This is a genomic window from Brevundimonas sp. PWP3-1b1 (assembly GCF_049896065.1).
Classification (GTDB): Bacteria; Pseudomonadota; Alphaproteobacteria; order Caulobacterales; family Caulobacteraceae; genus Brevundimonas; species Brevundimonas intermedia_B.
Genome location: NZ_JAFCTO010000001.1, coordinates 2,388,542 through 2,402,379 on the forward strand (window position 1 = coordinate 2,388,542; position 13,838 = coordinate 2,402,379).

The 13,838-nt window shown below is 67.5% G+C and carries 18 protein-coding genes and 1 pseudogene; 6 read left to right on the forward strand and 13 right to left on the reverse strand.

The genetic code is table 11. The features are described 5' to 3' along the window. Nucleotides 1–154 precede the first annotated feature (154 nt). Nucleotides 155–772, reverse strand: coding sequence for a 30S ribosomal protein S4 (gene rpsD / locus ACP69V_RS11730; protein WP_426019989.1), 618 nt, complete (start codon nucleotides 770–772; stop codon nucleotides 155–157). 289 nt (nucleotides 773–1,061) lie between these two features. Between rpsD and ACP69V_RS11735 the strand changes: the two genes are divergently transcribed. Then, on the forward strand, nucleotides 1,062–1,283 hold the full coding sequence (locus tag ACP69V_RS11735; RefSeq protein ID WP_346494792.1) for a hypothetical protein: 222 nt from the start codon (nucleotides 1,062–1,064) through the stop codon (nucleotides 1,281–1,283). On the opposite strand, the gene ACP69V_RS11740 is transcribed toward ACP69V_RS11735, so the two are convergent. Continuing rightward, nucleotides 1,280–2,215, reverse strand: coding sequence for an MBL fold metallo-hydrolase (locus ACP69V_RS11740; protein ID WP_426023996.1), 936 nt, complete (start codon nucleotides 2,213–2,215; stop codon nucleotides 1,280–1,282). The two genes, ACP69V_RS11735 and ACP69V_RS11740, sit on opposite strands and share 4 nt — an antisense overlap. Before the next feature lie 87 nt (nucleotides 2,216–2,302). Beyond that, nucleotides 2,303–2,914, reverse strand: a complete 612-nt coding sequence (locus tag ACP69V_RS11745) for a superoxide dismutase (protein WP_135194846.1) — start codon at nucleotides 2,912–2,914, stop codon at nucleotides 2,303–2,305. 148 nt (nucleotides 2,915–3,062) lie between these two features. On the opposite strand from ACP69V_RS11745, the gene ACP69V_RS11750 reads away from it, so the two are divergent. Next, the gene (locus tag ACP69V_RS11750) at nucleotides 3,063–3,353 is read left to right on the forward strand and encodes a hypothetical protein (RefSeq protein WP_426023997.1); all 291 of its coding nucleotides are present in this window, start codon (nucleotides 3,063–3,065) and stop codon (nucleotides 3,351–3,353) included. Between the two features lie 10 nt (nucleotides 3,354–3,363). On the opposite strand, the gene ACP69V_RS11755 is transcribed toward ACP69V_RS11750, so the two are convergent. From ACP69V_RS11755 to fghA, 3 genes are read right to left on the reverse strand one after another with little or no spacing between them, the layout of a single operon-like run. Further along, nucleotides 3,364–3,591 carry a hypothetical protein gene (locus tag ACP69V_RS11755; protein ID WP_135194844.1) on the reverse strand — a complete coding sequence of 76 codons (228 nt, stop codon included), beginning with the start codon at nucleotides 3,589–3,591 and terminating at the stop codon, nucleotides 3,364–3,366. A 15-nt stretch (nucleotides 3,592–3,606) separates the two neighbouring features. Beyond that, nucleotides 3,607–4,569: a DUF4350 domain-containing protein gene (locus tag ACP69V_RS11760; protein ID WP_426023998.1), complete on the reverse strand. Its 963-nt coding sequence runs from the start codon at nucleotides 4,567–4,569 to the stop codon at nucleotides 3,607–3,609. Between the two features lie 7 nt (nucleotides 4,570–4,576). After that, nucleotides 4,577–5,428 carry an S-formylglutathione hydrolase gene (fghA, locus tag ACP69V_RS11765; protein WP_426023999.1) on the reverse strand — a complete coding sequence of 284 codons (852 nt, stop codon included), beginning with the start codon at nucleotides 5,426–5,428 and terminating at the stop codon, nucleotides 4,577–4,579. An 84-nt stretch (nucleotides 5,429–5,512) separates the two neighbouring features. Here fghA and ACP69V_RS11770 point away from each other — a divergent pair, with 84 nt between their 5' ends. Then, nucleotides 5,513–6,199 carry a glutathione S-transferase family protein gene (locus tag ACP69V_RS11770; RefSeq protein WP_426024000.1) on the forward strand — a complete coding sequence of 229 codons (687 nt, stop codon included), beginning with the start codon at nucleotides 5,513–5,515 and terminating at the stop codon, nucleotides 6,197–6,199. A gap of 9 nt (nucleotides 6,200–6,208) precedes the next feature. Here ACP69V_RS11770 and ACP69V_RS11775 read toward each other — a convergent pair whose 3' ends face one another. After that, nucleotides 6,209–6,592: a VOC family protein gene (locus tag ACP69V_RS11775; RefSeq protein WP_346494786.1), complete on the reverse strand. Its 384-nt coding sequence runs from the start codon at nucleotides 6,590–6,592 to the stop codon at nucleotides 6,209–6,211. A 63-nt stretch (nucleotides 6,593–6,655) separates the two neighbouring features. Then, on the reverse strand, nucleotides 6,656–7,762 hold the full coding sequence (locus ACP69V_RS11780) for an S-(hydroxymethyl)glutathione dehydrogenase/class III alcohol dehydrogenase (protein WP_426024001.1): 1,107 nt from the start codon (nucleotides 7,760–7,762) through the stop codon (nucleotides 6,656–6,658). A 218-nt stretch (nucleotides 7,763–7,980) separates the two neighbouring features. Here ACP69V_RS11780 and cobB point away from each other — a divergent pair, with 218 nt between their 5' ends. Continuing rightward, the gene (gene cobB / locus ACP69V_RS11785; RefSeq protein WP_426024002.1) at nucleotides 7,981–8,691 is read left to right on the forward strand and encodes a Sir2 family NAD+-dependent deacetylase; all 711 of its coding nucleotides are present in this window, start codon (nucleotides 7,981–7,983) and stop codon (nucleotides 8,689–8,691) included. A 60-nt stretch (nucleotides 8,692–8,751) separates the two neighbouring features. On the opposite strand, the gene ACP69V_RS11790 is transcribed toward cobB, so the two are convergent. Next, on the reverse strand, nucleotides 8,752–9,303 hold the full coding sequence (locus ACP69V_RS11790) for an OmpA family protein (RefSeq protein ID WP_426024003.1): 552 nt from the start codon (nucleotides 9,301–9,303) through the stop codon (nucleotides 8,752–8,754). Between the two features lie 375 nt (nucleotides 9,304–9,678). Between ACP69V_RS11790 and ACP69V_RS11795 the strand changes: the two genes are divergently transcribed. Further along, complete coding sequence (locus tag ACP69V_RS11795; RefSeq protein WP_426024004.1) at nucleotides 9,679–10,542, forward strand: hypothetical protein; 864 nt, start codon at nucleotides 9,679–9,681, stop codon at nucleotides 10,540–10,542. On the opposite strand, the gene ACP69V_RS11800 is transcribed toward ACP69V_RS11795, so the two are convergent. From ACP69V_RS11800 to ACP69V_RS11810, 3 genes are read right to left on the reverse strand one after another with little or no spacing between them, the layout of a single operon-like run. Further along, nucleotides 10,539–10,865: a YnfA family protein gene (locus tag ACP69V_RS11800; protein WP_426024005.1), complete on the reverse strand. Its 327-nt coding sequence runs from the start codon at nucleotides 10,863–10,865 to the stop codon at nucleotides 10,539–10,541. The genes ACP69V_RS11795 and ACP69V_RS11800 overlap by 4 nt on opposite strands. A 9-nt stretch (nucleotides 10,866–10,874) precedes the next feature. After that, complete coding sequence (locus ACP69V_RS11805; protein ID WP_426024006.1) at nucleotides 10,875–11,681, reverse strand: RNA methyltransferase; 807 nt, start codon at nucleotides 11,679–11,681, stop codon at nucleotides 10,875–10,877. Nucleotides 11,682–11,686: 5 nt separating this feature from the next. After that, nucleotides 11,687–12,706, reverse strand: a complete 1,020-nt coding sequence (locus ACP69V_RS11810; RefSeq protein ID WP_426024007.1) for a S1/P1 Nuclease — start codon at nucleotides 12,704–12,706, stop codon at nucleotides 11,687–11,689. 226 nt (nucleotides 12,707–12,932) lie between these two features. On the opposite strand from ACP69V_RS11810, the gene ACP69V_RS11815 reads away from it, so the two are divergent. After that, the gene (locus tag ACP69V_RS11815) at nucleotides 12,933–13,568 is read left to right on the forward strand and encodes a DUF4168 domain-containing protein (RefSeq protein WP_426024008.1); all 636 of its coding nucleotides are present in this window, start codon (nucleotides 12,933–12,935) and stop codon (nucleotides 13,566–13,568) included. 3 nt (nucleotides 13,569–13,571) lie between these two features. On the opposite strand, the pseudogene ACP69V_RS11820 reads toward ACP69V_RS11815, so the two are convergent. Further along, nucleotides 13,572–13,838 (reverse strand): annotated as a pseudogene (locus tag ACP69V_RS11820) (monovalent cation:proton antiporter-2 (CPA2) family protein); the annotation flags it as partial.

Consider the following 13,838-nt stretch of genomic DNA (forward strand, 5'->3'; position numbering starts at 1 on the left):
TGCGCCTGTTCGCCCGCGGAGGGAACAGGAGAAAAAACGAAAGGCCCCGGACGGATCCGAGGCCCTTCAAACTGAAACCTTCAAAGGGACTATCGATGGGCTCAAGCAGCCCGAAGGGCGATAGCCCCCTCAAAGAGAGCTTCGTAAGCTCTGCTTACGAAGCGTAGTATTCGACGACCAGGTTCGGTTCCATCTTCACGGCGTACGGCACGTCCGACAGTTCCGGCACGCGGACATAGCGGGCCGAGAACGAGCGGTCCGACAGTTCCAGGTAATCCGGCACGTCGCGTTCCGACGACGTCTGGGCTTCGATCACCAGAGCCATGCTGCGCGACTTTTCCTTCACCGTGACGACGTCGTCCGGCTTCACGCGGTAGGAGGCGATGTCGACCTTCTTGCCGTTGACCATGACGTGGCCGTGGTTGACGAACTGACGGGCGGCCCAGACGGTCGGGACGAACTTGGCGCGGTAGACGATGGCGTCCAGACGCGATTCCAGCAGGCCGATCAGGTTTTCCGAGGTGTTGCCCTTGCGACGCGCGGCTTCGTCATAGGTCTTGGCGAACTGCTTCTCGGTGATGTTGCCGTAGTAGCCCTTCAGCTTCTGCTTGGCCTTCAGTTGCAGACCGAAGTCCGAAACCTTGGACTTGCGACGCTGACCGTGTTGACCGGGGCCGTAAGAACGCTTGTTGACCGGCGACTTGGCGCGGCCCCACAGGTTCTCACCCATGGCGCGGTCGATCTTGTATTTGGCGCTGTGGCGCTTGGACATTCTATTCTCTTTTCAACGATACGGCCCGGCGTCCCCTCGATTGGGAATGCGATCTCAACGGCGGTCCACGCATCTTCCGTCATCAATCCCGCCGCTGGCGCAAACCAGAGACATGGAAGGCGGCGCTTATGGCCACCGTGCGGCATTGAGTCAAGCCGGGGGAGCCAAGCCAGGGGAGCCAAGCCGGGCGGAGCCGTTAAGCACGATGGAATGGAACGATGGTCCCCACCCATCCCTTTCCGAGCGGGTGAAGCCTCCAGTCGCCTGAGACGATAGAGGAGGACGAAGGGTGACGAATGAAGCCAAGACCTTCCAGACCGGCCTGTCCGAGCCGGCCTTCGCGACGTTGAAAACCAAGCTGATCGACCTTGTCGAGCCGCTGAACGACGGCCAGCTTCTCGAACTGGCGGATGGCATCCACGAGATGCTTCGGCAGCGACGGATGCTGCGCCAGCACCATGCCGAGCGCATGAACGAACGCGCCCGGCACAGTCTGGACCTTCGTATCTAGTCGGTCGCTGATTGCGCCTCGGAGATGAACATCGCCCGGCCCTCGCGGGTGGCGATCTTGCCCAGGCCCGGGAAGGGGAAGTGATAGGCGTAGATGTGGGCGCCCGAGTTGCGCAACGCCGTCACCTGGTCCAGCCGCGCCTTTTCGCCCGCCGCCTGATCGTCGTCATAGCCGACGTTCCAATCGGGATGTTCGACCGACAGGATCCAGTGGTGCATCAGGTCGCCGGTGAAGAGCAGCTGGTTCTGGCCGTCGGCGATCAGATAGGCGACGTGGCCGGGCGTATGGCCGGCCGTGTCCTGCGCCGTGACGCCCGGCGCGACCTCTGCCCCCGGCGCGAAGGCCTGGACCTTGGGCGTGATGATGCGCACCAGATCGGCCAACTCGGGATTGGCGCGGATCGACGCCCACTCCGCCTGGGACATCCGGATCGCCGCATTGGGGAAGGCCAGGCCGCCGGCGCGGATCAGGCCGCCGACATGGTCGGGGTGGCCGTGCGAGATCAGCACGTCGGTGACGGAGGCCGGATCGACGCCGGCCTTTTGCAGGCTGTCCATCAGCTGGCCCTTGCCCTCGCCCAGGCCGGTGTCGAACAGCATCGTCCGGTCGCCGTTCCTGACCAGCAGCGGATGGATCTCCAGCATGATGGGATCGGCCGGCTGGCCGGCGGCGGCCAGGGACGCGGCGACCGCCTGCGGGTTCAGGCCGACGCCGAACACCTTGTTGTCGTTCGGCACGGGGTTCTCGCCGTCGAACAGGGCGATGGCGTCCAGCGCGCCGATCTTGAAGCGATAGACCGGCTTTTCCGCCGGTGCCGCGACGGTCTGCTGAGGCGTCGGCGGGGCGTGATCGCCGGGCTTCTGTTCGTTCGCCGGCTGGCAGGCCGCCAGCATCAGGCCGGCCAGAGCCGCCCCCGTCATCATCATCCGCATCGTTTCACTCTCCGTCTGTAGAAGCTGAATCGAAAACGCCCGCCGGAGGTTCCGGCGGGCGTCGTCATGTCTCGATCCGAAGAGGCCTTACTTGGCGGCTTCGTACAGTTCGTTGACCTTGTTCCAGTTCACCACCGACCAGAACGACTTCAGATAGTCAGCGCGGCGGTTCTGGTATTTCAGATAGTAGGCGTGTTCCCAGACGTCGGCGCCCAGGATGACTTCGCCGCGCTCGTCCACGACATCCATCAGCGGATTGTCCTGGTTGGGGGTCGAGGTGATCTTCAGCTTGCCGTTCTGGACGATCAGCCAGGCCCAGCCCGAGCCGAACTGTGCGGCGCCGGCGGCGTTGAAGTCTTCCTTGAACTTGTCCATGCCGCCGAGGTCGGCGTCGATGGCGGCAGCGAGTTCAGCCGAGGGTTCGCCGGCCTGGTCGGCCGGGGCCAGCAGCTCCCAGAACAGGCTGTGGTTCCAATGGCCGCCGCCGTTGTTGCGGACGGCCTTGGGCGCGGTCGAAATGCTGGTGAAGATCTCTTCCAGCGACTTGCCCTGCAGACCGGCGTCGGCGTCGACGGCCTTGTTCAGGTTGTCGACATAGGTCTGGTGGTGCTTGTCGTGGTGGAAGGTCATCGTCTCCTTGTCGATGGCCGGCTCCAGCGCGTCATAGGCGTAGGGCAGCGGGGGCAGGGTGAAGGCCATGTCAGTCTCCTGAAGACGGTTTGTTCCTGAACCCCATTTAGGGGCTGTGGCGTCTGACCCAAGCGATTTCGTCGGGTTTTTGTTCAGCTTGGCCATTTGCATTGGCCCACAAGGCGCGCGATTGTCCACCCGTCAATCGGAGGCTGTCATGTCGCGTATCAGATTCGCCGCCCTGCTGGCGCTCGCCGTTTCAGCAAGCGGCTGCGCCGGTTTCAAGGCGCTGGACCAGGCCGCGGCGGACATGGCCAGCCAAGCACCGACCTGCACCCAGGAGCCCGCGATCGGCGCGGACAGTTATGGCGGCAAGACCTGCCGCGTCAGTCATACGGTCTGGTCTTCTACGACGACCACCGTCGAAGAGACCGGCAAGGCGCCCGTGACGACCCGCACCGTCACGACGCCGTCGGGAACCACGACCGAGATCGCGCCAACGCCCTGACGATATCCGGTCAGACGGCGGGCAAGTTCGCCTTCAGGCATTCGCGCACGGCGCGCTTCACGTCGCCCGGCGCATTGGGTTCGTCCACGCCCTCGGCGGCGAAGACGGCGCGCACGGCGGCGTCCAGACCCTTGGGCAGGGCCTCGATCACGCGCTTCTGGCCCTTGGCGTGCAGGCAATAGCCCACCTCGCGGCACAGGGCGGAAAACATCGGTTCGTAGGGATCGGGAGCGCTCATGGCGCCCCTGTAGCATCAGGGGAGAAGACGCGACAGCCAGTGCATCAGGTTCAGCACGAACTGCTGATCGTCATGGCCGGTCGTATTCAGCCCCATGCGAACGGGCTCGCGATCCGGCTGTTCTGAAAACCGCACGATCTGCGCCGTGAGCATGCCGGCCTCTCCCAGTACGACGACCCGGCCCTGGCCGAAACGGAAGGCGACACCTTGAGCAGGCAAGGCGGGCCGCGACAGCTCGGCGAGGACGACGGACGGATCCTGGCCGGCCCGCAGGCGACGTCGGATCGTCTGCAGGGCTTCGAGATCGGGAGCCTCTCGCGCGTCCACGCTCATCGCCAACAACACGGTCGCGTCTGTCGGTCCCGAAAGCGACTGCCCCGTGAAGCTCTTGACGACCGTCACGCGCTCGCTTTGGTCGCGGCCTTCGATGATCGGATGATCCGCAAGCGCCTGGCGCGGAAAGACCAGATTGGCGGTGACGTCGCCGCCCACGGGCTGGAAGGCGTAACCCGTGCCCATCGAGACCCCGAACCTTGCGGCCAGGGCTTCGGCGGCTGCGCCGTGCGGCGCGTGATCGGCAGCCAGAAGCAACGCCCCGCCCTGCTCCACCCAGCGGCTGATCGCCTCGATCTCGGCGTGGTCGAAAGCCGAGGCGCGCGAGCCGTCCGCCGGGCGCGCCGGATTGGAGATGACCAACACCGCCACGCCATCGAGCGCGCCGGGCGCATCAAGCCGCCCCCGGCTCGCTTCGATCCGATATCCGTCCGCCAGCATCAGGGCGGCGAAGGCGGCGTAGCGTCCTTCAATGGTCTGCTCGCTGCCATGACCCTGATCGACACGGACCAGAGGCCCGACGGCCGCGTAGGCCGGAGACGCCACCTCGGGTCGCCAGTCCAGATCGCCGACCTGCTCCTGCGCCAGGGCCGGTCCAGCCGCCAGCATGACCGCGAGACCCATCCAACCCAGGCGACGCATCATCCGACGGTCAGCCCTTCAACCGCTCAGCGTGGAAGGCGACGTGGTCGGCGATGAAGCTGGTCATGAAGAAGTAGGAGTGGTCGTAGCCGGACTGCATGCGCAGGGTGATCTTCTGGCCGGCGGCGTCGGCGGCGGCCTGGAGCAGTTCGGGCTTCAGCTGGTCGATCAGGAAGCTGTCGGCGTCGCCCTGGTCGATCAGGATGTCGTCATAGGCGCCGCGCGCTGCGCCGGTCTCGATCAGCCTGGCGGCGTCGTGGCGGTCCCAGGCGGCGCGCCCCTCACCCTCATTGGGGCCCAGATAGGCGGTGAAGGCCTTTTCGCCCCAGGCGCATCGGGTCGGCGAGCAGATGGGGGCGAAGGCGGAGACGGAGCGGAACAGGTCGGGGTGGTTCAGCGCCAGGGTCAGGGCGCCGTGACCGCCCATCGAATGGCCGCTGACGGCGCGGACGCCCGTGGTCGGGAACGCGGCGTCGATCAGGCCGATCAGTTCCTGGGTGACATAGGCTTCCATGCGGAAATGCGGGGCCCAGGGGGCCTGCGTCGCATCCAGATAGAAGCCCGCGCCCTGGCCCAGGTCATAGGCGGGGTCGTCGGCGACGCCGTGTCCGCGCGGGCTGGTGTCCGGCGCGACGATGATGACGCCGTGGTCGGCGGCGGCCTGGTAGGCGCCGGCCTTGGTGGTGAAATTGTCCTCGGTGCAGGTCAGGCCCGACAGCCAGATCAGCACGGGAAAAGGCCCCTCGCCCGCAGGCGTAAAGACCGACAGGGTCATGGGCGTGCCTGTCGCCGTGCTGTCGTGCTTCAGATAGCGGAGGGTTCCGCCGTGGACGATGTGGGTCTTGGTGGTCTCGAAGGTCATGCCCTCTGGCTAATCCACCTGACCGGCGCCCGCAACGCGCAAGCCCGTGACACGTTCGGTTTCGGACAGGAGAGGAAGATCGCCATGATCACCGTCACCGCCTTCAAATGGGTTCCGCCCTTCGCCGCCGGCCAGGTGCGCGACCATCGGGTGCGATGGATTCTGAACGAGGCGGGCTGGCCCTATGAAATCCGGCTGCTGGACGCGGTCGATCAGAAGTCGGCCGACCACCGGGCGCGCCAGCCGTTCGGCCAAGTGCCGACGCTGGAGGAGGACGGCCGCCCGCCGATGTTCGAGAGCGGGGCCATCGTCTGGGACATCGCCGAACGCGCGGGCGTGCTCATCCCGTCCGATCCGGTGATGCGGGCGCAGGTTCTGGGCTGGTATTTCGCCGCCCTGAACAGTGTCGAAGCGGCGCTGGCCAATGTCGCGGAAGCCGAGTTCTTCCTGCCTGACGAGGCTGCCAAGGCGGTGCGACGACCGCAGGTCGTGCCCTTCGCGGAGCGGCGCCTGGGTGAGCTTCAGACGGCGCTGGGCGACCGGGAATGGCTGGTCGGCGAAGACTTCACGGTCGCTGACCTGATGATGAGTTCGGTGCTGAAGATCGCCGCGTCGCTGGAACTGCTGGATGGGTTTCCCGCGCTTCAGGCCTATTATGACCGCTGCCTGGACCGCCCGGCCTACAAAAAGGCGGTCGCCGACCAGTGCGCCACCATCGCCGCCCACGGGCCCCGCGACATGCGCTATCGCGAGGCCCAGAGCGCAGGCTGACCGACCGCGTCAGCCGACCCGGTGCATGGCGCAGATCTTGTTGCCCGAGGGATCGCGCAGATAGGCCAGGATCATCGGGCCGAACGGACCCTGACGTTCGCCGGGCGGGTCCTCGATGGCGCGACCGCCGGCGGCGACGCCGGCGTCGTGGAAGGCCTGGACCATCTCGGGCGTCTTGGCGTGAAAGCCGATGGTGCCGCCGTTGGCGTGGCAGGCGGGATCGCCGTCGATCGGCGCGCCGACCGCAAAGGCGCCCATGCGGGTCCGCCACCAGTAGCGGCCCTTGGGGTCTGGTCCCTGCCCTGGCTCGACGCCCAGGGCGCCGAGCGCCGCGTCATAGAATTTGCGCGACGCCTCGATGTCGTTGGCGCCGACGGTGACGTGGGTGAACATGGTCAAACCTCCCGATCTTCAGTCCGTTTCTTTAAACAACGAACCGTGCGGCGCGCAAGCCGATCAGAACACGACCACGCTGCGGATGCTCTTGCCCTCGTGCATCAGGTCGAAGGCCTTGTTGATGTCTTCCAGGCCGAAGGTGTGGGTGATCATGGGGTCGATCTCGATCTTGCCGTCCATGTACCAGTCGACGATCTTGGGCGTGTCGGTGCGGCCGCGCGCGCCGCCGAAGGCCGAACCACGCCACACCCGCCCCGTGACCAGCTGGAACGGGCGGGTGGCGATCTCCTTGCCGGATTCGGCGACACCGATGACGACGCTCTCGCCCCAGCCGCGGTGGCAGGCCTCAAGCGCCTGGCGCATGACGACCGTGTTGCCGGTGCAGTCGAAGGTGTAGTCCGCGCCGCCGCCGGTCAGTTCGACCAGATGGGCGACCACGTCGGACACCTCTTTCGGGTTGACGAAATGGGTCATGCCGAAGCGACGGCCCCACTCCTCCTTGTCGCCGTTGATGTCCACGCCGACGATCATGTCGGCCCCGACCATCTTCAGCCCCTGGATGACGTTCAGGCCGATGCCGCCCAAACCAAAGACCACGGCGTTGGCGCCCGGCTCCACCTTTGCCGTGTTGACCACGGCGCCGACGCCCGTCGTCACGCCGCAGCCGACGTAGCAGGCCTTGTCGAACGGCGCGTCCTTGCGGATCTTGGCCACCGCGATCTCGGGCAGGACGGTGAAGTTCGAGAAGGTCGAGCAGCCCATATAGTGGGCGATGGCCTGGCCCTTGTAGCTGAAGCGCGAGGTGCCGTCGGGCATGACGCCCTTGCCCTGGGTGGAGCGGATCGAGGTGCACAGGTTGGTCTTGCGCGACAGGCACGACTTACACTGGCGGCATTCCGGCGTGTACAGCGGGATGACGTGATCGCCGACCGCGACCGAGGTCACGCCCGGTCCGACCTCGACCACCACGCCGGCGCCCTCGTGGCCCAGGATGCTCGGGAAGATACCCTCGGAGTCCAGGCCGTCCAGCGTATAGGCGTCGGTGTGGCAGATGCCGGTGGCCTTGATCTCGATCAGCACCTCGCCGGCGCGCGGCCCCTCCAGATCGACCTCGACGATCTCCAACGGACGTTTGGCCTCGAAGGCGACGGCGGCGCGGGTTTTCATGGCGAGGGCTCCTTGGTTTGGGCCTGTTTCTCACGAGCGACGCCGGGAAGACCAGCCCGTCCGCCGATGAAGGCCACTGAAATTTTTTTGAGTGCACTTTCGTGCAGATTTTTGAGACCGGTTCGCAGACTGCCATCTACAGATTCAGCCATACGCGCCCACTACGTCACAGACGGACGTAGGCTGACCGACCGCGCGAGACGCGCTAATCTCATGCCATGACCCATCGCAACCTCGTCGTCCTGACCGGCGCCGGCATATCGGCGGAGAGCGGCGTGCCGACGTTTCGGGCGGATGACGGGCTGTGGTGCGGGCATCGGGTCGAGGATGTGGCGACGCCGCAGGGGTATGCGGCCGATCCGGCCCTGGTTCAGGACTTCTATAATCAGCGGCGGCGGCAGTTGGCGCAGGTTCAGCCCAATGCGGCGCATCGGGCGCTAGCGGAACTGGCGGCGCGGTGGGAGGGGGACTTCCTGCTGGTGACGCAGAACGTCGACGATCTGCACGACCGGGCGCATACGCAGACGCCGCCCGGCGCCGGGTTCGAACTGATCCATATGCATGGCGAACTGTTGAAGGCGCGCTGCACCCGGTCGGGCGTGGTGATGGACTGGACGGGCGACATGGCGGCGGATCAGGCCTCGCCGCATCATCCGCAGGGCCTCATGCGGCCGCACATCGTCTGGTTCGGGGAGATGCCGCTGGAGATGGAGCGGATCGAGGCGGCGCTGGAGGCGTGCGACCTGTTCGTCTCGATCGGCACGTCCGGCGCGGTCTATCCGGCGGCGGGCTTCGTGCAATCGGCGCGGTACGCCGGGGCGCGGACGGTGGAGATCAATCTGGAGCCGACGCAAGGCGCGCGCCTGTTCGCCGAGGGGGTCTATGGGCCGGCGACGCAGGTCGTGCGGGGCTTCTTCGAGAGGCTGTAGAGACGAAAACGGCGACCGCTGCGAAGCGGCCGCCGTTCCGGTCGTTGAGGTCGAAGGCGGTTAGGCCAGGACGACGATGGTCACGCGGCGGTTCTGCGAACGGCCTTCCGGCGTGTCGTTCGAGGCCACCGGCTGTTCCTGACCATAGGAGATGGTCGCCATACGGTTCAGGGCGACGCCCTGACGGTTGAGGAAGCGGCGCACGGCCTCGGCGCGCTGCTCGCCCAGCTGGTCGTTATGCTCGGGCGTGCCGGTCGCATCCGTATAGCCCTGAATTTCCAGATAGACGTTCTTGTTCTCACCCTGCAGACGCTGGGCGAACTGGGCCAGGCGTTGCTCGGCTTCGGGCGACAGGGCCGCCGCGTCGGTGGGGAATTTCACGGAATCGTCCGACAGCACGACCTGATAGAGGAACTTGCCCTCCGCCAGTTTATGCGCGTCGTTGGCGCGTTGCAGGGCCTGACCTGCGGTGCCTTCGACGCCGGTCACGCGGGTATCGACGACTTCCACCTGATCACGCACGAAACGATGGCTGGCGCAGCCGCTGGCCGCAAGGCCGAGGGCGATGAGGGCGCCGCCGACGACCGCCGTCCTGAGTTTCGATCTGCTCAAGTTCTGTCTCCTTCTTGCCGGGAGCGCCACACCCGTTTTTGCGCCAGATGAAAATGGCGTAGGGCACAAGGCGGAGTAATGACGTGCTTTGGGCAGGATCATGTCAGCTTGACCATAAAAAGATGGGGTATTTCGCGTTATTCTTGCGCCGACACGGAACCCGGCGGCGAGATCAACCGTTGCGCCGCCGACGGTCAAGGCCGGAAGGCGGGCAGGCTGATCTATCGCTGATCTGCAACGCCGCCCGGTTGTATTCCGCACAGCGCCACTTTCCTGACGCGACCCGATGTTTTCAACAGGGCCTGAAGTTTTTTACAGGCGTTCTGTTCTGATGACCATGCGGCACGGTGTTCAACAGTCATCACGGATAGGCGATTGAGCGCCGGCCGAACACGACGCTGGGCACGACGCCGGGCACGACGCTGGGCGCTGGCGGCGACGCCGATTCTGGTCGCGCACGCCGGGCTGGCCCTGCTGATGACGGCGCGCGCGACGCCTGAGCCTGTCGTGTCCGAGCCGCCTTTGGTGATGGTCGAGCTGGTCGAACCGCCGCCTCCGCCGCCGCCGCCGCCGCCCGCAAGGGTCATCGCGCCCGATCCCTCGTCCAAGCCGGATGCGCCGGCCGCCGCAGCCCAGGCGGCCGCGCCGCCCAGGCCCGCGCCCCAACGTCGCCCGTCCGCCGTGGCGGCGGCGCGGCCTCGACTGGTCGTCGCCAAACGTCCGCCCGACGTCGAACCCCTGCCCGCCGCGCCCGCGCCGCCGGGACCGCCCCTGCCCTTGCTGGGCGCGGCCCAGATCGCCGGCGCCATGACGGTGGGCGCAGGACCGGGCGGCGGAGGCGGAACGGGCGTGGGGGGCGGCGGCGGATCGGGCGGAACCGGCTCGGGCTCCGGGTCAGGCGGCGGATCGTGCGACATGGTGCGCTGGGTCCAGGACGCGGTGCGCGACGACCAGGCGGTGCGCCGCGCGGTCATCGCCGCGTCTCAGGACATGGACGCCAACGGACGCGCCATCCTGGTGTGGAACGGCGACTGGCTGCAGAGCCGCAACCAGTCGGGCAAGGGCCTGGCCGGCGTGCGCCAGGCCATCGCCCTGGAAGTCGCCTTCGCCCCGGCAGAGTGCAAGAGCCAGCGGATGACCGGTTTGGCGGTTCTGAAGCTGGAAGACCGCCCCGGCGGCGCGCAGCTGGCGCTGGGCAAGGGCAGCTGGCGGTGGTCGGACCTGCTGGGGGCGGGTTAGGCCGCCCGTGGCCCGAACAGGATGATGCCCGCGCCGACGATGCAGACCAGACCGCCCAGCACGTCCCACCGGTCCGGCGTCGTCTTCTCGACCACGGCCATCCAGATCAGAGACGCGCAGATATAGACCCCGCCATAGGCCGCGAAGGCCCGGCCCGCCGCGTCGCTGGGGACCAGGGTCAGCAGCCAGGCGAAGGCGATCAGGCAGACGACGCCCGGCGCCAGCCATAGCGGCGACCGATCCAGCTTCAGCCAGGCCCAGAAGGCGAAACAGCCGCCGATCTCCGCCAGCGCCGCGAGGGGATAGATCAGCAAGAGCTTCATCCTCGCCTCCTATCGCTCGCCGCGCGGCGGCTCGCTACTTGAGGAGGCTTTCGCCGCCCGCTCGGCCGCCAGCTTGGCCAGCACCCGGCCGCGACCGCGCGACAGGGCGTGGATGGCGCCGCGCATGGTGGCGACCTCTTGCTCCGAGAAGGCGGCGCGGCCCAGCATGACGCGCAGGTTCTGGCTCATCGAGCGCTTCTTCTCGGGCGGATAGAAGAAGCCGCCGTTTTCCAGCTCCTCCTCCAGATGTTCGTACATGCCCACCAGAAGCTCGTTGGACGCCGGCGGCTCGCTGTCGCGGAAGCGCGGCGGCGGGGCGTCCAGGATCAGGGTGCGCCATTCATAGGCGTTGATCGCCACAGCCTGGGCCAGGTTCAGCGAATGGTGCCGGGGGTCGATGGGGATGGTGACGATGCCGGCGCACAGGGCGATGTCGGTCGTTTCCAGTCCCGCACGCTCGCCGCCGAACAAGAGGCCGGTCTTCAGGCCCGAGGCGGTGTCGTCATAAAGGACGCGGCTGGCCTCGCGCGGGGTGCGGACCGGCTGGCGTGTCTCGCGCGGGCGGGCGGTGGTGGCGAAGACGGTGTTCAGGTCGGCGACGGCGTCCGCCACGCTGTCGAACACCCTCACCCCCTCCAGCACCCAGTCGGCGCCCGAGGCCATGGCCCAGGCCCGGTCCTGGGGCCAGCCGTCGCGGGGCGTGACCAGACGCAAATCCGTCAGGCCGAAGTTGGCCATCACCCGCGCCACGGCGCCGATGTTCTCGGCCATCTGCGACTTGTCGAGGATGACGGCGGGGGGTGTTAGCTCCGACAAGGAAATCAATCCTCGCCCACCATGGCGATCCAGGGGTCGGCGGTTCCGGCCTCGACCTCGGCGACCTTGACGGCGGGCCAGCCGATGGAGGCGCTGCCTGAGGCGGTCCAGGCGGCGACGATGAAGTCGCGCAGTTCGCCCGCGCCCGCCGCCAGACGTTCGTTGACGAAGGCCGCGCCGCGCGGATCGGCGTCGCGGAAACCGCCCGCCTTCTCCAGCCGATAGAAGGGGATCACCGTTCCGAGCGTCGTGGTCAGGTATGAGACGGTGCGCGCCTTGACGTCGAAACCGTCCAGGTTGGCGGCCGGCATGGCGGCCTCGACCGCGTCCAGACGGGCGATGCGGTTTGTGAACTCGCCCTCGAACAGGGCGTGGGTCTGACGCGAGTTGGTGAAGCCTTCGGGGTTCGGGAAGTCGCCCCAGCCGTTGTAGTGGATCGTCGTGTGATGCGGCTGTGAGCCGTCGCCGACGTAGTGGCCCATCACGCCGATGTCGCGCAGGATCAGGGCCTCGCGGCGGATGCGGTCGGCGCGGTACCAGGCCTGGCGCTCCATGTTCGTCTCGCGCTTCTCGGCGGCGTTCAGCACGCGCCAATAGGCGAAGTCGCGGCCCAGGTTCTGCCAGGCGTCGATCATGGCGTAGGGCAGATAGCCGGCGTCGTTGACGTCCAGACCGGCCTTGGTCAGGGCGGCGTCATACTCGGACTTCAGGCGCGGCAGGTCGGCCAGCGCCATGCCCCGTTGATCCATCACCCGGCCTTGGTCGTCCATGTCGATGAAGTGGGCGGTGTCGCGCTCGCGGTCGTGCGGCTGGCCGGCGCCCTTCCAGCGGTCCGGTTCGCGCGCCAGCTCGCCCACGTCGGCGATGGCGGCCGGGGTGCGCAGGAAGGCGGGCAGATCGTCGGGCAGGGCCCGCATCGCGGCCACGCCGATCAGGCGGTGGCCGGTATTGCCCCAGGCGGTGACGGTGACGGCCGGCGCGGCGACCGCGATCAGGGCCAGGGCGGCGATGGCGAGACGTTTCATGGGGCGAACCTTTGGAGCGATCACGCCCGTCTAACGTATCCTTGATCGCCCCTCCAGCCCGTCCGGAGCCCCAAAAGGTTGCAAAGCGGCGCCGTGTCCCTAGGTTAAGGGGGCTCCCGCATCCTTGTTTTTCAAACCCAGGCTCCACATCCTGCGGTGAGCGTCGGCGTGATTGCGTCGTCGCCGTCGTGACGGTTCGTGGACGCCAGACCGAAAGGACACGCCCATGCGCGCTCCCCGTCTCGCCCTTCTCGTTTCCGCCGCCGCCCTGCTGACCGCCGCAGGCGCCCAGGCCCAAACGGCTCCGACAGCGCCGGCCGCCTCGCCTGCGCAAGCCCTGCCAGCGCCCGCCGCCACGGTCGGATCGGACTTCACCGACGACGAGTTGATGAAGTACGACGCCGCCATCACGCGCGTTCGCGCCGTCAGCGACAACCTGAATGGCGCAGAGCCGACGCCGGAACAACAGGCCGAAATGGCCGCCGCCGTGCAGGAGTCCGGTCTGGAAGTCGTCCGCTTCAACGCCATCTCCAGCGCCGCCGCCGAAACCCCGGTGATCAACGCCCGCATCAATCTGTTGAAAGCGCCCGAGCCGGCCGCAGGATCGGTCGCCGCCAGCGTCACCGACGCGGAGCTGGGACAGTTCGTCACCGCCATGACCAAGATCCGCGCCGTCACGGCCACCGTTCAGAACAACCAGGCGACGCCCGAACAGAGCGCCCAGTTGACTGCGGCCGTCGAAGGATCGGGCCTGGCGGTCGATCGCTTCAACGCCATCGCCACGGCGGTGTCGCAAGACCCGGGCCTGCGCGCGCAGGCCGAGTTCCTGGGCGCGCAGGCCCAGGCTTCCGGCGGCCAGTAGGCGTCAGGCGTCGGCGGGTTCGGTGCTGCGCGTCTCCGGCGCGGCCGGACCCGCCTCGTCCTCGTTCAGCAGGCGGCCTTCGCGGCGCGGCTTGATGTAGGGGGCCGGCTGCGGCGTGGGCATGTTACCACGCATCAGCTGGCGGCCGGCCTTGAGGCCGCCCGTCAGTTGCAGGTCCAGGCGCGCGGGGGCGCGACGACGCCCGGCGCCGCTTGCCGCGGCCCCCGGGCGCTCCGGCCAAACCCCAGCGATCAGAGCGCGCGCGCCCCA